This is a genomic window from Aliidongia dinghuensis, assembly GCF_014643535.1.
Lineage (GTDB): Bacteria > Pseudomonadota > Alphaproteobacteria > ATCC43930 > CGMCC-115725 > Aliidongia > Aliidongia dinghuensis.
This window is the reverse complement of sequence record NZ_BMJQ01000002.1, coordinates 225,401-244,391: the sequence shown is the minus strand read 5'-3', so window position 1 is coordinate 244,391 and position 18,991 is coordinate 225,401. Positions and strand designations below refer to the sequence as shown.

The 18,991-nt window shown below is 68.1% G+C and carries 15 protein-coding genes; 5 read left to right on the top strand and 10 right to left on the bottom strand.

Features of this window, described 5'->3' with window-relative positions:
- Nucleotides 1-19 precede the first annotated feature (19 nt).
- Genes IEY58_RS04520 through IEY58_RS04500 form a run of 5 tightly spaced genes read right to left on the bottom strand, consistent with a single transcriptional unit; the run spans nt 20 to nt 5,306 of the window.
- Nucleotides 20-955, bottom strand: coding sequence for an ABC transporter ATP-binding protein (locus IEY58_RS04520; RefSeq protein ID WP_189042951.1), 936 nt, complete (start codon nt 953-955; stop codon nt 20-22).
- Nucleotides 940-1,908 (bottom strand): ABC transporter ATP-binding protein, encoded by a 969-nt coding sequence (locus tag IEY58_RS04515; protein ID WP_189042950.1) that lies wholly within the window; start codon nt 1,906-1,908, stop codon nt 940-942. The genes IEY58_RS04520 and IEY58_RS04515 overlap by 16 nt, the downstream gene beginning before the upstream one ends.
- Nucleotides 1,905-2,741, bottom strand: a complete 837-nt coding sequence (locus tag IEY58_RS04510) for an ABC transporter permease (protein WP_189042949.1) — start codon at nt 2,739-2,741, stop codon at nt 1,905-1,907. Before IEY58_RS04510 ends, IEY58_RS04515 begins: the two co-directional genes overlap by 4 nt.
- Nucleotides 2,738-3,709, bottom strand: coding sequence for an ABC transporter permease (locus IEY58_RS04505; RefSeq protein ID WP_189043503.1), 972 nt, complete (start codon nt 3,707-3,709; stop codon nt 2,738-2,740). Before IEY58_RS04505 ends, IEY58_RS04510 begins: the two co-directional genes overlap by 4 nt.
- A gap of 37 nt (nt 3,710-3,746) precedes the next feature.
- Nucleotides 3,747-5,306, bottom strand: a complete 1,560-nt coding sequence (locus IEY58_RS04500) for an ABC transporter substrate-binding protein (protein ID WP_189042947.1) — start codon at nt 5,304-5,306, stop codon at nt 3,747-3,749.
- A 255-nt stretch (nt 5,307-5,561) separates the two neighbouring features.
- Here IEY58_RS04500 and copM point away from each other — a divergent pair, with 255 nt between their 5' ends.
- On the top strand, nt 5,562-5,945 hold the full coding sequence (gene copM, locus IEY58_RS04495; protein WP_189042945.1) for a CopM family metallochaperone: 384 nt from the start codon (nt 5,562-5,564) through the stop codon (nt 5,943-5,945).
- Nucleotides 5,946-5,994: 49 nt separating this feature from the next.
- On the opposite strand, the gene IEY58_RS04490 is transcribed toward copM, so the two are convergent.
- The gene (locus IEY58_RS04490) at nt 5,995-8,391 is read right to left on the bottom strand and encodes a TonB-dependent receptor plug domain-containing protein (protein ID WP_189042942.1); all 2,397 of its coding nucleotides are present in this window, start codon (nt 8,389-8,391) and stop codon (nt 5,995-5,997) included.
- A 235-nt stretch (nt 8,392-8,626) separates the two neighbouring features.
- Between IEY58_RS04490 and IEY58_RS04485 the strand changes: the two genes are divergently transcribed.
- The 3 genes from IEY58_RS04485 to IEY58_RS04475 all read left to right on the top strand — a co-directional run bounded on the left by IEY58_RS04485 (nt 8,627) and on the right by IEY58_RS04475 (nt 12,767).
- Nucleotides 8,627-10,219: a peptide ABC transporter substrate-binding protein gene (locus tag IEY58_RS04485; RefSeq protein WP_189042940.1), complete on the top strand. Its 1,593-nt coding sequence runs from the start codon at nt 8,627-8,629 to the stop codon at nt 10,217-10,219.
- Between the two features lie 127 nt (nt 10,220-10,346).
- The gene (locus tag IEY58_RS04480) at nt 10,347-10,724 is read left to right on the top strand and encodes a response regulator (RefSeq protein ID WP_189042938.1); all 378 of its coding nucleotides are present in this window, start codon (nt 10,347-10,349) and stop codon (nt 10,722-10,724) included.
- Between the two features lie 168 nt (nt 10,725-10,892).
- On the top strand, nt 10,893-12,767 hold the full coding sequence (locus IEY58_RS04475; protein ID WP_189042936.1) for an autotransporter domain-containing protein: 1,875 nt from the start codon (nt 10,893-10,895) through the stop codon (nt 12,765-12,767).
- A gap of 27 nt (nt 12,768-12,794) precedes the next feature.
- Here the strand turns inward: IEY58_RS04475 and IEY58_RS04470 are convergent, their stop codons facing one another.
- Genes IEY58_RS04470 through IEY58_RS04460 form a run of 3 tightly spaced genes read right to left on the bottom strand, consistent with a single transcriptional unit; the run spans nt 12,795 to nt 16,758 of the window.
- Complete coding sequence (locus IEY58_RS04470) at nt 12,795-14,483, bottom strand: methyl-accepting chemotaxis protein (protein WP_189042925.1); 1,689 nt, start codon at nt 14,481-14,483, stop codon at nt 12,795-12,797.
- A 13-nt stretch (nt 14,484-14,496) separates the two neighbouring features.
- Nucleotides 14,497-15,795, bottom strand: coding sequence for an MFS transporter (locus tag IEY58_RS04465; protein WP_229743481.1), 1,299 nt, complete (start codon nt 15,793-15,795; stop codon nt 14,497-14,499).
- Nucleotides 15,796-15,855: 60 nt separating this feature from the next.
- On the bottom strand, nt 15,856-16,758 hold the full coding sequence (locus IEY58_RS04460) for a TauD/TfdA dioxygenase family protein (RefSeq protein WP_189042921.1): 903 nt from the start codon (nt 16,756-16,758) through the stop codon (nt 15,856-15,858).
- Nucleotides 16,759-17,023: 265 nt separating this feature from the next.
- Here IEY58_RS04460 and ggt point away from each other — a divergent pair, with 265 nt between their 5' ends.
- Nucleotides 17,024-18,658 carry a gamma-glutamyltransferase gene (gene ggt / locus IEY58_RS04455; protein WP_229743480.1) on the top strand — a complete coding sequence of 545 codons (1,635 nt, stop codon included), beginning with the start codon at nt 17,024-17,026 and terminating at the stop codon, nt 18,656-18,658.
- Between the two features lie 14 nt (nt 18,659-18,672).
- On the opposite strand, the gene IEY58_RS04450 is transcribed toward ggt, so the two are convergent.
- Nucleotides 18,673-18,948 carry a hypothetical protein gene (locus IEY58_RS04450; protein ID WP_189042919.1) on the bottom strand — a complete coding sequence of 92 codons (276 nt, stop codon included), beginning with the start codon at nt 18,946-18,948 and terminating at the stop codon, nt 18,673-18,675.
- Between the last annotated feature and the right edge of the window lie 43 nt (nt 18,949-18,991).

Here is an 18,991-nt window from a genome sequence, read left to right as displayed (position 1 = left end):
AAGAGAGGTGGGGACACCGCTAGATCAACGGCTTATGGCACCGCACCATCCGTCCGTCGGCGAGTGTGGTCGGCGGCGGCTCGACCGTGCGGCAATGGTCGTCGGCATGGGGGCAGCGGCCCTGGAAGCGGCAGCCGGGCGGCAGGTGGGACGGGCTCGGGATCTCGCCGTAGAGCACGGCCGGCGGATGGGTCCGGTCCGGGTCGAGGCGCGGGGTCGCGTCGATGAGCGCCCGGGTATAGGGATGGGCCGGCCGCCGGAAGATCTCGGCCGCCGGCCCGGTCTCGACGAACTGGCCCAGATACATGACCGCGAACCGGTCGGCCATGACGCGCACGACCTTGAGATTGTGCGACACCAGCAGATAGGTCAGCCCATAGTCGCGCTGCAGCTCGCTCATGAGGTTGACGAGCTCGCCCTGGACCGAGACGTCGAGGCCGGCGGTCGGCTCGTCGGCCACGACCAGGCGCGGGCGCAGGATGAGCGCGCGGGCGATGCCGACGCGGCGCGCCTGGCCGCCGCTCACCTGATGCGGATATTTGCCGAGCAGGGTCTCGTTGAGCCCGACCCGGCGCAGCAGGTCGAGCACGCCGGGCCAGGCCTTGGCCTCATCGATGCCATGGATCGCCAGCGGCTCGGCGAGCAGGCGCCGGATGGTGAGGCGCGGCGAGAGCGAGGCAACCGGGTCCTGGAAGATCATCTGCACGTCACGGCGGAAACGCTGCCGCTGCGCGCGATCCTGGCGGGCGAGGTCGCCGCCGTCGAACAGCACCCGGCCGGCGCTCGGCCGGACCAGACCGACCAGCAGGCGGGCGAGCGACGACTTGCCCGAGCCGCTCTCGCCGATCAGGCCCAGCGTCTCGCCCGGCCGGATCTCGAGCGAAATGCCGTCGACCGCGCGGATGCCGCCATAGGTGACGGTCGCGTCCTCGAGCGCGATCAGAGCCGGCTGCATGCCGCCCTCCGCTCCGGCCCGAACGCGCGCAAGTCCGGAACCCGGTCGCGACACGCCGCCACCGCGTCGGGGCAGCGGTCGGCGAAGATGCAGCCGGCTGGCACGCGGGAGAGATCCGGCGTCTCGCCCGGGATCGAGGCGAGCAGATCGCCATGCTGCTTGTCATCGCCGATCTCGCAGGCGACGAGCGCCCGCGTGTAGGGATGCAACGGCCGACGGAATACCTCGGCCATCGGCCCGGTCTCGACGACCGTGCCGGCGTAGAGCACGACCACGTCGTCGCACAGCTGCGAGATCAGGCCCAGGTCGTGCGAGATCAGCATGAGCGTGTTGCCGGTCTCGGCATGCACGTGGCGCATCAGCGCCACGATCTGCGCCTCGATAGTCGGGTCGAGCGCCGTCGTCGGCTCGTCAGCGATCAAGAGGTCGGCCTCGGTCAGGAGGGCCGCCGCGATCATCACGCGCTGGCGCATGCCGCCCGAGAATTCATGGGGATAGTCGTGGAAGCGGCGCGCCGGATCGGCGATGCCGACATGGGCCAGCATGGCGAGCGCCCGCTCCCTGAGCTCCGCGGACGGGGCGAACGGCCGCCTCGCGCGCTGGAACTCGACGAGCTGGCTGCCGACGGTGAACACCGGGTTGAGCGCCGTCATCGGGTCTTGGAACACCATCGCGAAGCGCGTGCCGCGCAACGCCATGGTCTCGGCGAGCGGCAGGGCGAGCAGGTCCCGGCCCTCGAAGCGGATCGAGCCGTCGAGCCGAGCGAGGTTCGCCGCGAGCAGCCGCATCAGCGCCGCCGCGAGCGTCGACTTGCCCGACCCGCTCTCGCCGACGACGCCGATCGCCCGCCCGCGCCCGAGATCGAGCGAGACATGGCGTAGCGCCTCGGCCGTGCCCCGGTCGGTCCGGAAATGGACCGAAAGATCGCGGATCTCGACCAAAGGCTCGCTCATGGCTGGACCCTGAGCTTGGGGTCGATCGCGTCGCGCAGCGCCTCGCCGAACAGCGTGAATCCCAGCGTGGCGCCGGTCAGCATCAGGCCGGCGAAGGCAACCGGCCACGGCGACTGGGTCAGGCTCGTATAGCCGTCGTGCAGCAGCCCGCCCCAGCTCGCCCGCGGCGGCGGCACGCCGATGCCGAGGAAGGAGAGACCGGCCTCGAGCGTGATCACGACCGGGATGTCCATGCTCGCCAGCACGACGAGCGGCCCCAGGATGTTCGGCAGGACATGATGGCAGACGAGCCGCACGGGCGAGGCGCCCAGCACCCGCTCCGCATCCAGGAACGGCGCCTGGCGCAGCGACAGGGTCTGGGCGCGCGCGATCCGGCCGAAATGCGGCACGAGCGTCACCGCGATGATCAGGATGACCTTGTCGAGCCCGGGACCCAGCAGCGCCACGATCGCGAGCGCCAGGATCAGGCTTGGAAACGCACTCAGCACGTCGAACAGGATGAGGATGACCCGTTCGAGCTGGATCGGCGCATAGGCGGCCGCGATGCCGAGCAATGTGCCGCCGACGAGCGACAGCGCGATGGTGCTGAGGGCGACGCCGAGCGCGATCTGGCCGCCGATCGCCATGCGGGCGGCCAGGTCGCGGCCAAGATTGTCGGTGCCCATCCAATGGTCCGGCGACGGACCCGCGAAGCGATGCAGCACGTCGAGCCGGTTGGGCAGCTGGTCGATGACGAAAGGCCCGCCGAAGCTGAACAGCAGCACGAGCACGACCAGGGCCAGGCCGATACGCCCGGTCGGGCTGCGCCAGACGGCACCGAACGCGGCGCTCATCGCTCCTGCCCCAGCCGCCGGCCGAGCCGCGGGTCGAGCCAGAGATAACTGAGGTCGGTCAAAAGGTTGGTGAGCGTGAACACGCCGACCACGACCAGCACCGCCGCCTGCACGACCGGATAGTTGCGCAGGTTGATCGCGTCATAGACGAGCGTGCCCAATCCCGGCCGGGCGAACACGATCTCGGCGAAGATGGCGCCGCCCAGGAGCCGGCCGACGCCCAGGCCCAGGATCGCGACCGTTGGGATCGCTGCCAGCTTCAGGGCATTGCGATAGACGAGCCGCCGCTCGGCGACGCCATAGGCGCGCGCTGTACGGATATGCGGCTCGCCCATCACCTCGAGCAGCGAGGCGCGCAGCAGCCGCGCGATATAGCCGACCCAGCTCAAGGCGAGCGACAGGGCCGGCAGCACGAGGCGCAACGCCGCGTCGCCCCAGCCGCCATCGCGGCCGACGCCCAGCACCGGCAGCCAATGGAGCCAGACTGAGAAGATCAGCACCAGGAACACCGCGACGACGAAATTCGGCATGGCGATGAAGGCGACGCTGGTCACCGCGCCCACCTGGTCGGCGAGGCTGCCGGGGTGTGTCGCGGCATAGCAGCCGAGCGGCACGCCCAGGAGCACGGCGAGCCCGATCGCGGCCAGCGTCAGAGAGAGCGTGTAGGGAAAGACCTCGAGCACCAGGTCGAGTATCGGCCGGCCGCTGATGATGTCGCGGCCGAGGTCGCCGCGGAGCACATTGCCGAGGAAGATCGCAAGCCGTTCCAGGAGCGGCCGGTCGAGCCCCATGGCATGGCTGTAGGCCTGGACCGCCTCGGGCGTCGCGCGCGGGCCCAGCAGCACCTCGGCCGGGTTGCCGGGAATGAGCAGCGTCAGCGCGAACAGCAGGACCGTGGCACAGAGGAGCACGAGAATCGTGGTCACCAGCCGGCTCGCGACATACCGCAGTTTCGGCGAAAGGTTCATTGAAGCGACGACGAAGCCCCAGTTGGATCGCAGCAAATCAGATCGCGGTGAAACGGTCGTAAAGCATGTCGTCGCCGTTCGGCAGCACCGCGGGCCTGAGCCACGGGCGGAAAGCGAAGATGTTCGCCTCGTGCGTCAGCCAGATGTAGGCGCCCGACGCCTCCATGCGCTTCTGCGCCTCGATGTAGAGCCGGTTGCGCTCCGCCTTGTCGTTGGTCGCGGCGGCCTTGGCTGAGAACTCGTCGAACTCAGGATCGTTCCAGCGCTGCCAGTTCCAGGTGCCGATCTGAGACGCCACGAACCATTGGGTCTGGAACGCCGGGTCGGCCTTGCCGCCGAAGCGCTGCAGCGCCATGTCGAGCTTCTTGCCAGCCTCACCCTGACCGGCGGCATAGTAGGCACCGGCGTCGAGCACCTGCAGGTCGACCTGCACGCCGACATCGGCGAGCATCGCCTGGACGATCTGGCCGATCGCCTGGTAGGTCGGCTTGCTCATGAGGGTGAGCGTGCATTTGAAGCCGTTCGGATGGCCGGCTTCGGCCAGAAGCTTCTTCGCCGCGGCCGGATCGGGCTTGGGCTTCGGCGCGTCGGCCCAATATCCCAAGAGCCCCGGCGCCATGAGCGCATAGGCTGGCTTGACCGTGCCGTTGTAGGCGCCAGCCAGCACCTGGTCGGTGTCGATCGCGAGCCGGATCGCCTGGCGGACCTTGGGATTGTCGAACGGCGGCTTCTCGACGTTGAGGCCGATCCAGACATAGTTGATCGAATCCTGTCGGAGCAGGCTCGTGTCCGGCTGCTTCTGGACCTCGGCCGCATCGGCGGGCTCGATCAGCGTGAACTGCAGTTCGTTCGCCCGAAGCGCCAGCTCAGCCGTCTTCGGATCGCGCACCGGCTGCAGCACCAGTTCGGGAAAGCCCGGCTTGTCGCCCTTCCAGTCGGGATTGGCTTTCAGGACGACGCGCTGGTTCGGGACCCACTCGGCGAGCATATAGGCGCCCGTGCCGATGAGCTTGATCGGCTGCTGGTCCGAGCGATAGCAGCCGGCCTCCCACGCCTTCTTGGAGATGATGAGGCCGGAATTGTCCGGCAGCACGACGAGCCAGAGCTGCGGCGACGGCGTCTTCAGCACGATGCGGCCGGTGTATTTGCCGGTCACCTCGACGTGGTCGAGCGCCGCCCAATCCTTGGCATAATCGGCCGGCTTGCCGTCCGGGCGGTTCTTCTGGAACAGCTCGAAGGAGAACTTGACGTCGTCGGCCGTCATCTCGCCGTAGCCGCCGTGGAACTGGAGGCCGGGGTTGAGCTCGAACTCGATCGCCGTGTCGCTGACCTGCGTGAGCGTCTTCGCCGCCCACAGATCCCAATCGAACGAACCCGGCTTGAAGCGGATCAGCCCCTGGCAGACCGTCCGCATGATGTTGCCCTCGATCGCGCCGACCCGGTAGGGCGGGGCCAGCAGGCCCTGGATGTCGCGGGTGATCGCGAACGTCACGCTGGTGTGGCTCGCGGCGAGGACCGGAAAAGGCAGCCCGGTGGCCATGAGGCCGGCCGTGGCCGCCGTGCCTCCGAGCATCTGGCGGCGGCTGAGCATCGTCATGCGTCGTCCCCTCTTCTCGAAGCGCCCGGTCCGAGGCGGCCATTTCAAGGCAGTGGCGCGCCCGGCCATTGAAACTGTTGTATTTTCCTTATCCCAATGTGACACGGGGCTTTATCGAGTTATATCACAATCTCGTACTTCGCCGCGGCGGCGTCCGCCCAGGCGAGGGTCACGGCATGATCGGCCGCGCTTGACCCTGACACCATTGGAAGCTTCAGCCTTCAGGGGTTCGTTGTCCCGTCTGAAGGAAGACCCATGACCTCCCGCTTATCTCGTTCCCTCGTCCTGCTCATGCTCCTGGCCCTGCCGCTCCCGGCCATAGCCCAACAAAACATGGCCCACCAGAATATGGCGGGCATGAACATGCCCTCGACCGCTGTCCCCAGCGGCTCCTCGGAAGCCTTCAAGGCCGCTGATGCCAAGATGATGAAGGACATGGACGTACCACTGACCGGCGATACGGACCGCGACTTCGTCGCCGGCATGATCCCCCATCATGCGGGTGCGGTCGACATGGCCGAGATCGAGCTCAAGAGCGGCAAGGACCCGGCGTTGCGCAAGCTCGCGAAGAACATCATCGCGGCTCAGCAGGAAGAGATTGCCTTCATGAAGCAATGGCAGGCAGCCCACGCCCAATAGCCGGCTCGCGTGCCCGCCGCGGAAGCAGCCCCGCGGCGGGTGCCGCGCCTCAGAACGCGTAGCTGAGGCGCGTGTAGTAAAAGCCGCCGTTGAAGCCGAACGGCGAGGTCGTGTCGTAGGTGTTCCAGCCGGACGGCGCGAAGGTCGCCGGATTGGTTTTGTTCGGATAGCGGTTGAACAGGTTGTCGGCGCCGACGGCCAGATGCAGGCGGCTCGAGATGTCGTAGCCGACCTCCATATCGGTGATGTAGGCCGCCTTGACCACGTTCAGGAAATAGTTGCTGAAGGTCACCTGGTCGAGGTCGTACTGGGCGACATGGCCATAGCGCGTCTCGTGCAGCGCCAGGCTCCAGTCGTCCAGGTACCAGGTGCCGCCGATGATGATCTTGTTCCGGGGCGTCGCCGTCGACAGGTACGAGATGCCGGCCACATTCAGGTTCGGCGTGCCGAGCGAATTCAGCCGGATGTTGCGCACGGCCGTGTAGTTGAGATTGAGCGCGCCGTCCCAGCGCACCTGGCCCCATCGGCCGAAGTCGGTCGTGTAGTCGGCCTTGATGTCGAGGCCGCGCGTCAGCGTGTCGGCGCCGTTGGTGTAGTACTGCGCCGAGGTCGTGGTCCCGGCCGGGATGACCTCGCCGTTCTTGAGCAGGGCGGCACTGACGAAACCCGTCGCGTCGTCGGTATAGAGCGCGCTGTCGACGATGCGGTCCTTGATCTTGATCTGATACGCATCGACCGTGGTGTGCAGGTGCGAGACCGGCTCCGCCACGATGCCGACGCTGTAGTTCGTCGATTTCTCCGGCTTCAGCGCCGTCGAGCCGAGCGCGAGCGCCGCCGGCGAGGTCACCGGCAGCTGGACCGAGGCATAGCCCGGGCCGACGTTGACGGCCGAGAAATATTCCTCTGCCAGCGATGGCGCGCGGAAGCCGTTCGAGACCGTGGCGCGCACGCCGAAGCGCGGGCTGAAATCGTAGCGCGTCGAGAGCTTGCCGTCCGCCGTGCTGCCGAAATCGCTGTAATGCTCGTAGCGGCCGGCGAGATCGACCTGCCAGGCCGACGTCAGGTTGGTCGAGAGATCGACATAGGTGCCGACGCTGTTGCGGGAGTGCCCGCCGGCGACCGCCGGCAGGTTGCCGGGCAGGCCCTGGGCGCCGCTGCCGTAGGTGCCGGACGTCGCCGGATCCGTGCTCGTGTAGTAGGACGCTGGATCGCCGGCGCCGAGGCTATAGCTCTCGCGCCGATGCTCGAGCCCGAGCGCCACATTGAGCGGCGCCGGCAGCAGGCCGGTCGCGAACGGCCGGCTGACATCGAGATTGTTGGTCCATTGCGTGGTCTGGTAGTCGCCGACGTGGAACGACGTCGGCGTGGCACCGGTGTCGACATAGAGGCTCGAATTGGCCGAGCTCACGAGCCCGATCCGGTCGGAATCGCCGCCATAGGTCGAGCTCACGTCCCAGCGCCAGCCGAAGAAATCATTGCCACGGGCACCGGCCGTCAGCGAGAAATCGTTCTCGTCGATCGTCTCGGCCGGCGCGAAGCCGTTCGGATAGAGCGGCGCCAGCGCCTGGGCGTCGGCATTGCCGGCATCCGGGTTCGGATTGCGGAAATTCTCCCAGCTCTCGGCATTCCGGTGCGCGTAGGTGCCGAACAGATAGAGCTCGACGCCGTTGCCGAGCTTCTCGCCGGCGTTGAAGGCCAAGGCCTCGCGCGTGCTCTCGGGATCGCCCAGCACACGGGTGTCGACGATATTGCCGTTCTGCGGGTCGGGGCCGCTGCGGTTGCTGAAATTATGGTAGTGGAATTCACCGCTGAGATGCAGGAAGCCGTTGGGGCCGAGCGCCGTGCCGACATCGCCGGAGAGGCCCTGGGTGAAGCCGTCGCCCTTGTAGTAGGCGCCGGTCGTGGTGCTGGCCGAACCGCCCTCGGCGCCCGATTTCAGGATGATGTTGACGACGCCGGCGATCGCGTCGGAGCCGTATTGCGCGGCAGCGCCATCGCGCAGCACCTCGATATGATCGATGGCGCTGATCGGGATCAGGTCGAGATCGACCGGGGCCGAGCCCTGGAGCGGCCCGACGTCGGCATTGATGTTGGCCGTCGTGTGCCGGCGCTTGCCGTTGACCAGAACCAGCACCTGATCCGGGCTCAGGCCCCGGAGCTGGATCGCGTCGGTCAAGGCACCGGTATCATAGGCCGCGGCCTGGCGGCTGAACGACGGCAGCAGGCGGGAAAGCACGTCACGCAGATCCGTCTGGCCGGTTGCCGTCAGCTGCTCGCCGCTCACGATGTCGATCGGCGCCAGGCTCTCGCTCGCCTTCTTGTCGGCCTCGCGCGTGCCGGTCACGATGACCGTCTCGGAGGCGTCGGCGGCAAGGCCGCTGCCGATGCCATGGAGCGACATGAGCGCGAGGGTGCTCGCGCCGATGAGACTGGTGCGCTTGATCACGTCGAAACGGTCTCCCCTGATCCGTCCGGACAGGAACGGCCGCAATCCCCCCAGGATGCGGGCCTCCGGACGGGTGTGACGGTTTCATGGCACCGCACAATCGGTCAATATGTCGGACGACATGACCAGTATGACGTTCAAGCCTAGCTGCTCCGGACGACCGGCGGTAGGAAGGTGCCGCGCAAGCCGCTAGGATCCCGCATCCGCACCGCTCTTCCACCGCCCGAAGGCCCTCATGCGCCGTTTCGTTCTGCTGTTCGCCGCACTGCTGGCCTCGTATCCGGGGGCCGCACATCCGGCCTGGGCCGAGAGCGTGCTCATCCGCGCGGTCGGCGCCGAAGTGACGTCGCTCGACCCGCATCTGATCGGCAACCAATATGAGACGGTGGTGGCCGCCGATCTGTTCGAAGGCCTGACCGCCTATGGTCCGGACGGCTCAATCCGCCCCGGCGCCGCGGCAAGCTGGGACGTTTCGGCCGACGGCAAGACCTATCTCTTCCATTTGCGGCCGGGCCTCGTCTGGTCCGACGGCAGCGCGCTTACGGCCGAGGATTTCGTCTATGCGTTCCGGCGTGGGCTCACCCCCAAGACCGGCGCGCCCTACAACGAGATTCTCTATCCGATCCTGGGTGCCGAGGCTTGGGCGACCGGCAAGACGACCGATCCGGCGGCATTGGGCGTCGATGCGCCCGACCCGGCGACCGTGCGGATCCGGCTCGAACGGCCGGCACAGTTCCTGCCGGCGATCCTCGCCTATTCCATGGCCTTTCCGGTCCCGCGCGCCGCGATCGAGCGCTGGGGTGCCGATTGGACCCGGCCCGGCCATCTCGTCGGCAACGGCCCGTTCACGCTCGTGGAGGCGGTGCCGCAAGCCCGCCTGGTGTTCGCCCGCAACCCGCATTTCCACGACGCGGCCTCGGTCAAGCTCGATCAGGTGCGCTGGGTCGTCATGGCCGACGAGGCCGCATTCAAGGCGTTCCGCACCGGCGAGATCGATCTCGCCACCGTGCCGGCGCGTCTCCTGCCCGAGGCGCGCCGCGATCTCGCCGCCTCGCTTCGGGAGCAGCGGCTGCTGATCGCGCACTACGTCGACATCAACATGACGCGCGCACCGCTCGGGCAGGACCCGAAGCTCCGCCGGGCATTGGCGCTGGCGCTCGACCAGGTCGCGGTCGAAACCAAGGTGGTGAAGGACGGCGGCGTCGGCGGCTTCAGCATCGTGCCCGACGGCATGCCCGGCTACCGGCCGGCGCGCGAGGATTTCGCCGACCGCCCGATGGCTGACCGGCTGGCCGAGGCGCGCCGGCTCTGGGCCGAGGCCGGCTACGGCCCCGACCATCCGCTGGCCCTGCGGCTCATGACCGACGACGTCGCGAACTACCTGCTCGAGGGCAAGGCGATTGCCACGCTCTGGCAGGCGGCACTCCCCGGTCTCAAGGTCTCGCTCGACGTCAATGAATACCAGGTCGTCACCGGCCGCCTCGTCGATCACGACTACGACGTGGCGCTGTCGAGCTGGAGCGCCGATTTTCCCGACCCGTGGAATTTCCTTGCCGCCTGGCGTACCGGCGCCGGCAACGCCAACGTCGTGGGCTATCGCAACGCCGCCTACGACCGCCTGCTCGACGAGGCGGCGGCCCTTCTCGAACCGGCGTCGCGCCTCGCCCGGCTTGCGGCTGCCGAGCGGGTCCTGCTCGACGATTGCGCGATCCTGCCCTATGGCTTCGAGAGCGAGAGCAGCCTGGTCGCAGCCCGCGTGACCGGCTGGCAGCCGAACGAGCTCGGCATCCACTTGAGCCGTTATCTCGGGGTCACCGGCACGCCCTGACCCCTCGGCGCGACGGATTTCACAGAGCGATCCATTGACTCGCCCGGCCCATTGCCTCAGCCTCAGATGGAGCGGCTTCCCATCTGCACTCGTAGCGGGTGGCGCCGACCCCTGATGGAGGTCGGAAATGGCGCGCATTTTGATCATCGATGACGACCCGGCCATCCGGGCCCTCTTGTCGGGCATTCTGGAAGCCGGCGGTCATTCCGTCGTCACCGCCCGCGACGGTCAGGCGGGCCTGACGGCGTTCGACGGCGAGCAGGTCGACTTGATCGTGTGCGACATCGTCATGCCGGAACAGGAAGGCATCGCGACGATCAGCGCGATCCGCCGTGCGAGTGCCACGGTGCCCATTCTCGCGATCTCCGGCAGCAGCACCGTCGGGCGCTACGGCAGTCACCTCGATGCCGCGGCACTCATGGGGGCGAATGCGACGCTGCCGAAACCGCTCACGGCGGACGCTTTTCTCGAGGCCGTGGAACGCTTGCTCGCCGCCCGGCATTAGCCGCTTGTCGACCGGTCGTCCTCGACGTGGGCAGCCGTGCCGGCGCCCTGTGGCGGGCCCGCCACAGGCGGTCGGGCGATTTTTCGCAGTCGCACAATCTCGGATTGTTGGGCGAATCTAGCGGATGATAGAAGCGTACTCGGTTGTTTCCTCGAGGCGGGGTTCGGCATGCGCTTTCTGACGTCGACGGCTATCGCGACTCTTTTTCTATCCAGCACGGCGCTCGCCCAGCAATTCTCCAGCATCACCGTCTTCGGCGACAGCCTGTCCGACAACGGCAATATTCCGAAGCTCTACGGCATCACCGCCCGCCCCTCGCCGCCCTATTATCCCGGCCGTTTCTCCAACGGCCCGGTCTATGCCGAATATCTGCCCGGCCTCCTCAACGTCCCCGTTGCCAACTTCAGCGACAACGCGATCGGCGGCGCGCTGTCGGGGACGAGCAATCTCGGCAATTTCCCGAGCTCGGGCACGATGGACGAGATCAACCGCTATCTGGCGACCGGCCAAACCGCCAGCAGCCGCGACCTGTTCGTGCTGTGGACCGGGGCCAACGACTATCTGGGCCTGTCCGGTGCCATCTCGCCGGCCGTGCCGCCGGCCCTCATCCAGGCGGTGGTGAACCAGACAGCCGCGGCGGCGGTCGGCAACATCAGCGCGGAGGTCACGGCGCTCGCCCGGACCGGCGCCCGCAATTTCCTGGTGCCGAACCTGCCGAACCTGGGCGAGACGCCGCTGCTGAACGGCTCCGCCTTGAGCGCGTCGGTCGGTGCCTATGCCGGCTCGGTCCATGACGCGGCGCTGACCCAGGCCATGGCGGCCCTGTCGGCGCAACTGCACGTCAATATCGTGGTCGCCGACGTGAAGTCGCTGGTCGACGACGCGGTTGCCAATCCGGCCAAATATGGTCTCACCAACGTCACGGCCGAATGCGTGCAGAACGCCGCCTGCGTCGCGCAGAAGCAGCCCTACCTGTTCTGGGACGAGGAGCATCCGACGGAGCAGGTGCACCAGATCCTCGCGCAATATTTCGCGACTTCGCTCAACGGCCCGACCGTGGTCGGCGCCGAGGGCGAGATGGCGATCATCGCGGCGCAGTCCTTCTCTGATCACGTGTCGGAGCGGTTCGAGGCGCTGCGCAACGGCGCCACCGGCCTCTCGGTCTCGACCGGCGGCGGCGATGGCGCCACGGTCGCGGGCGACCCGGCAAAGCCGTTCGGCGCCTTCCTGTCGGGCAGCTACGGCTGGGGCTCGCGCGACGATCGCTATGGCGCCGTTGGCTTCTCCTACGACCAGACCGACATCACCGCCGGCGTCGACTACAAGCTGACGCCCAACCTGGCGCTGGGCGCGGTGTTCGGCTTCGGCACGATCACCGGCGACCTGCATGAAAGCATGGGCGAAGCCCGGCAGCGCTCGTATCAGGGCGCCCTCTACGCGACCTACTTCACCGACGATTTCCACGTTGGCGCCATGCTCGACTATATCGGCAACGACTGGGACAAGCTCCGCCGCAACACCTTCGTCGCCAGCCAGACCGCAACCGCGAACGCCGGCGGCCGCACGCTCGGCTATGCGCTCGAGGGCGGCTATGACCTCCACGCCGGCGACGTCCGGTTCGGCCCCGTCGCAGCACTCCGCTACGCCCATATCCATATCGACGGCTATACCGAGACGGGTGCCGTCGGGCTCAACCAGACCATCGACAGCCAGGGCATCAATTCGCTGATCGGCGAGTTCGGCGTCGAGGCGTCGTTCAACACCCAACTCGCCGGAACGGCGCTCCGGCCGCACCTGCGCGTGACCTACGACAACCAGTTCACCGACGGGCCGCGCAACGTCACCTCGCGCCTCGTCACCGAATCGGCCCTCACCATCACGACGCCAATCGATCCGGCCAAGAGCCACTGGCTGCGCCTCGCCGGCGGCGTGGACTTCCCGATCGACCCGAGCTTCACCGCGACGCTCGGCTTCGACACGGCACTTGCCCGCGGCGACGGCTCCGACAACCGGGCCGAGGCCAAGCTCAGGATGGCGTTCTAGCCCCGCGCCGAGGTCGGGCGCCGAACGTCAAGCTGCGCGGACGCCGGCCAGGAACTGGTCGACCTCGCGGCGCAGCGCCCCCGCCTCCTGGCCGAGCGAGCCGGCCGCCGACAGCACCTGCTGTGCCGCAACGCCGGTCTCGCTGGCGGCGTCCTTGACGGCCACCGCGTTGGCGGCGGCATCCTGGGTCCCGAGAGCGGCCTGCTGCACGTTGCGCGCGATCTCCTGGGTCGCGGCCCCCTGCTCCTCGACCGCGGAGGCGACCATGGTCGTCACTTCCGTGATGGCGCCGATCGTGCCGGTGATGGCGCGGATCGTCTCGACCATCTTGCCCGTGGCACTCTGCATGCCTTCGACCTGGCCGTGGATCTCGCCGGTCGCGGCCGCCGTCTGCTGTGCCAGCGCCTTGACCTCGCCCGCCACCACGGCGAAGCCCTTGCCCGCGTCGCCGGCCCGTGCCGCCTCGATCGTCGCATTCAGGGCCAGAAGATTGGTCTGCTGGGCGATGTTGTTGATGAGCGAGACGACCTCGCCGATCTTCTTTGCCGCGTCGGCCAGTTCCTGCACGTTCGCGTCGGCGGCCGAGGCCTGCCTCAGTGCCGTGTCGACGGTCTCGGTCGCGCGCGTCACCTGCTGGCCGATCGACGAGGTGGAGGACGCCAGCTCCTCGCTCGCCCCCGCAACGGTCTGGACATTGGCCGATGCCTGCTCCGACGCCGAGGCCGTCGCGAGCGCCTGGCCGCTCGTGCGCTCGGCAACCGACGCCATGGTCCGGGACGTGCCGGTGAGCTCGGTCGAGGCGGCCGAGACGGCGCTCACGATCTGTTCGATCCGGCCCTCGAACGAGGCGGTAAGCGCCTCGAGGGCGGCGACCCGCTTTTCGCGCGCCGCCTGCTCCTCGGCCCTGAGCGCCGTCACACGCTGGGCTTCGATGCCATTGTCCTGGAACACCCGGACGGCGCGCGCCATGTCGCCCAGCTCGTCCGCCCGCTTGGCGCCCGGCACACGGGCATCGAAATCGCCGGTCGCGAGCACGCGCATGACCGAGGTGAGCGCGGTCAGCGGCCGGACGATCGCCCGGGCCGTGACCTGGAACGACAGGATGAGGCCGGCCGCGATGCCGATGACGGCGATGCCGATCAGCTCGCTGAGGCTGCCCCGGTAGCGCTCGTCGAGCCGCCTGTTGATGTCCTCGATTTCCTGCTGGTTCGCCTGGGCGAGTTGGTCGATCGCCTGGCCCAGCCGCTGACGGTTGCCGCGATTCGTGTCGTTGTCGCTGTAGGTCCGCGCGTCGGCGGTGCCGACCTCGCGCGCGAGCCGGATCGTCTCGGTGCGGAAGGTGACGAACTCCCGCACGTGAGCCGACGCCTGATCGAGGCTGGCCGCCCGGTCCGGCGGCAGCAGGCGCCGCCATTCCTGCATCAGCTCGTCGATGCGGCGCAGGTTCGCCGCCATCGGCTTCGCGTATTTCTCGATCTCGTCCGGGCTGCGCGACATGAACAGGCCGCGCGTATCCATGACGACCGCATAGATCAGGCCATTGACCTGCAGCCCATGGGCGGAACGATCCGCGGCGAGGCGCATGGCTTGGACGTCGGCCTGATAGGTCGCGAGCGCGTCGATGCCGCGCCAGCTGATCAGCGCCGCGACGACGGACAGCAGACCGACGACGGCATAGATCTTCGTCCCGATCTTGAGTGTCCGGATAAAGTTCATGGGCATTCCACCTTCAAGCAAGATCGCCGGACGCACCGGCAGGCAGCTCCCCGTCCGGGGGTGCGGGCTCCGCGGGATCGATGAACGGCTCGTCCGGGCGCATGCGGTAGGCAAGGCCGGCGCCGGCGAGCAGCAGGCCCATCGACACGGCGAACGGCACGGTCCAGGTGCCGGTCAGGTCGATGAGATAACCGAAGCAGGAGGGCGAGATGATGCCGGCGACGCCGAATCCTAAGTTCATGAGACCGCTGGCCGAGCCGGCATGGCGCGGCGCGATGTCCATCGGCACGGACCAGATCGGCCCGACGATGAGCTCGGCCGAGAAGAAGGCAAGCGAGAGGAACAGCGCGTCGATCGTCAGGTCATGGATGGCCACGACCGGGATCAGGCACAGGAAGGCGCCAAGGAAGCCCACGATGATGACGTTGCGCCGCGCCGCCGCGAGCCGGCCGGTGCGCTTCAGGATCCGGTCGCTCACCATGCCGCCCAAGAGGTCGCCCACGACGCCCGCCGCGAACACGCCGGTCGAGAACAGGGCCGAGCCCTTCAGGTCGAGCTTGAACGAATCGTAGAAGAAGGACGGGATCCAGCTGAGGAACAGCCACAGCGTCCAGCCGTAGCAGAAATCGACGCAGGTGACGGGCAGCATGCGGCGCGCAAGCGCCCACCAGGAGGTGGCGGAGCGTTGTGCCGTGCCGCCCACCCGTGCCGCCGGCAGCGCCGTCCGACGACCGTCCTTGGCCGAGACCCAGACCCACGGCACCAGCCACAGGAGGTTGAGGAGCGCAAACACGACGAAGGAGCCGCGCCAGCTGAGATATGCCACCAGCAAGGCCACGAGCGGCGGGGTCACGGCATTGCCGATGCGTGCCGCCGAATGGGTGATGCCCTGGGCGAAGCCCCAGCGCGCCTCCGGGACCCATCCGGCCATCGCCCGGGTCGCGGTCGGGAAGGTGGCGCCCTCGCCCAGGCCCAGCGCGAAGCGCGCCGCGATCAGCGAGGCGAGCCCGCCGACGAGGCCGGTCGCGAGCGTCGAGAGAATGACGACGATGCCGCATAGCCCGAGGACCCGGCGCGGCCCGAACCGGTCGCCGAGCCAGCCGCCGACCAGCTGGAACAGCGCGTAAGGGTAAGCGAAGGCGGAAAACGCCAGGCCCAGCTCGGCGTTGCTGAGCTTGAGCTCGCTCCTGATGAGCGGCGCCGAGGTCGAAATGTTGACCCGGTCGATATAGAGAATCATGTAGAGCAGGCAGAGGACGAACAATACCCGGCCCGAAGCGCCCAGTCCCAAAGCGCCGAGTCGCGCGCGCATCCGCATCATCCTTGCTGCGTTGTCCTTGCTGGACCGTTCTTGTTCGCGAGGCCGGAAAGCTCAGGCCGTTGGGCGTTCCTGTCCCTGGACCTGGGTGCGGTGCATGACGCGCCGGCTGTCGGCCGCGAAGGGATTGCGCCGATGCATGGTGCAGCGGTTGTCCCACATGACCAGGTCGCCGACCCGCCAGTTGTTGTACCAGCTGAGTTCCGGCCGCGTGGCGCAGCCCCAAAGCTCGTCAAGCAGCGCCTCCGACTCCTCGAGCGCCAGGCCCAGGAGGTAGGCGTTGCGCCGCCGGCCGAGATAGAGATTGCGCCGGCCGGTCTCCGGATGGGTGCAGACGAGCGGATGCACGGCGCCGGGCGAGGTGCGCGGATCGTCGGTCGCGGTGACGCCCTGCCGCAGGTAGCCGCCGCTGTTGTAGGTGCCGTCGTGCTTGATCGTGAGGCCGTCGATGCGGCGCTTCAAGCCGTCCGGCAGATTGTCGTAGGCCGCGTACATGCTGCAGAAGCCGGTCTCGCCGCCGACGGGCGGCACCTCGAGCGCATAGAGCATGCTCATCTTGGGTGGCTCGACCAGATAAGACATGTCGGTGTGCCAGACCGCCTCACCCGAACCGAGGCTGCCGATCGGCTCGCCGTCGGCGCCGAGCACGTTCGAGACGACATAGATCTCGGGATAGCCCTCGACGAAGCGGCGCCCGGTCTCCTGGACCGGCGCGAAATCGAGCGTGCCGAAGCGCCGGCTGAAATGGATCAGGTCCTCGTCCTCCAGCGCCTGGTCGCGGAACAGCAGCACACTGTAATCGAGCCAAACCTGATGGACCGCCTGGAACTCGGCATCGTCGATCGACGCAAGGTCGACGCCGCGGATCTCGGCGCCAAGAGCCGCACCGGTCGGCACGATCTCGATCGGCGGCAGATAGCTGGCCGGGGCGTCGATCGGTTGCGGATCCTGAACCATGCTGCACATCCGAGGATAGAGGATTTCGGCCGACTTCACGCCCTGAGGGGTTAACACTTCACTACCGGCGCGGGCCAAATTATCCAGCATTTGTGGGGTCAGCTGGCGGCGTTCGGCCCTCGGGATCATCGCATGAAGCACGGCCAGCGGCAAAGCAGCGCGCCGCATGCGATGATCCTCGGCATGCCTTAGGCTAGAGTTTCACCCCGCCTCTCACCCAGTCCCGCCTCCCACCCAGTCCCGCCCATCAGCCAGGAAGCCCGCCATGCCGAGACCGAGCCGTCGCCGTCCCGCCTATAAGGCCATGATCGTGGCGCCGCAGCCGGAGGCAACTGAGGCTGGCCTCGCGGTGCTCGAGGCCGGCGGCAACGCGCTCGACGCCGTCGTCGCCTGCGCGCTGACCCAGGGCGTGGTCGATCCGGCCATGTGTGGTTTGGGCGGCCTTGGCAGCCTGCAGATCTTCGACCCGGCGAATGGGCAGGCAACCGTATTCGACGGGCTGTCGACCTGCCCTGCGGCGGCGACGCCCGACATGTGGGCCGACATCTTCGAGCGCGAATGCAGCGACGGCTACGGCTATGTACTGAAGGGCGCGGTCAACGAGCTGGGCCACGCCGCCGTCACCACGCCGGGCATCGTGCGCGTATTCGGCGACGCGCATCGCGCGTTTGGCCGGCTCGCCTGGGCCGAACTGTTCGGGCCGGCGATCGGCTTCGCGCGCGACGGTTGGCTCATCCGCCCGCATGTGGCGTCGATGTTCGCGCTCAACGAGACGAGCGTCGGGCGCCGGCCCTATGCCGACAAGCTGGCGCTGACGGCCGACGGCCGCGAGCTCTACCTGCGGCCCGACGGCACGCCGAAGAAGCTCGGCGACGCGGTCCGGAACCCGGCGCTCGCTGAGACGCTCGCCAACCTGGCGCGCGATGGGGCCGACAGTTTCTACACCGGCGAGATCGCCCGGCGCATCGCCGATGACATGGCGGCGCACGGTGGGCTCATGACGCGCGCCGATCTCGCGGGCTTCCGGGTGCAGCGGAAGGCGCCGCTCGAAGTCAACTACCGCGGCCGCCGGATCTCGGCCCCGCCGCCGCCGGCCGGCGGCATCTATGTCGCGGAGGCGCTGCGCATCCTGGAGCGGTTCGTGCTCACGGCGCTCGCGCACAACGGCGCCGACTATATCGCAATCGTCGCCGAGGCGATGAAGATCGCCGGCGCCGACAAGGACCGGTTCATCGGCGACCCGGACTTCGTGGCGCCGCCGCTCGACCGGCTGCTGTCGGACGCCTATGCCGACGAGTGTGCTGCCCGGATCCGGCGCGGCGAGAAGACGCCGCTCGTCCGCATCACGGGCGACAGCCAGCACACGACGACCGTGTCCTGCATCGATGCCGACGGCATGGTCGTCTCGCTGACCCACACCAACGGCGTGCCGTCCGGCGTCATCCCGCCGGGCGTGGGCTTCATGCTGAACGGTGCCATGAACTGGTACGACCCGCGTCCCGGCCGCGCCGGCTCCATCGCACCGGGCAAGCGGCGCTTCTCGTCGATGAGCCCAACCATCGTGTTCGAAGGCGAGACGCCGGTCTTCACGTTGGGGGCGCCCGGCGGCGCCTGGATCGGCCCGGCCATCCTGCAGGTCCTGCTGAATGTGCTCGACTGGGGCATGCCGGTCGCAGAAGCGGTCGCAGCACCACGCTTCAGCGCCACCTCGGACGCGATCGACATCTCGAACCGCATCCCGCGCCGCGTCGAGCACGCGCTCACGGCCAAAGGCTACGCGGTAAAACGCTCGCCGCTCTCCTACCCCTTCGCAGCCCCGCACGGCATCACCTGCTGGGACGGCCAGCTCGAGGGCGGCGCCGACCCGCAGCGCGACGGCTACGCCGCCGGCCTCGCCTAGAGATCCCGCGCCCGCTATTTCCGCTGCTCGCGCTCCGCCTCTTCCTGCTCCTCGGCCTCGGCGTCGCGGATCTCCTGCTGACGGCCGCGGAAATACACGCCGACGATGATCGCGGCCAGGATCAGCATGCCGACAATGCCGAGCACCATCGGCACGCGCCCGGCCGGATCGAGGCTGCCCGGGATGTAGTTCCAGAACTCGATCGACCGGAACAGGATGACGACGAAACCGGCGAGCATCGCGAGCGTGATGCTGACGGCGAAGATCTTGTCGCCTCTGGTGGCAGGCATGCGTCCCTCCTAGGGATTCGCGGCGCCAATATCTGCATTGTAT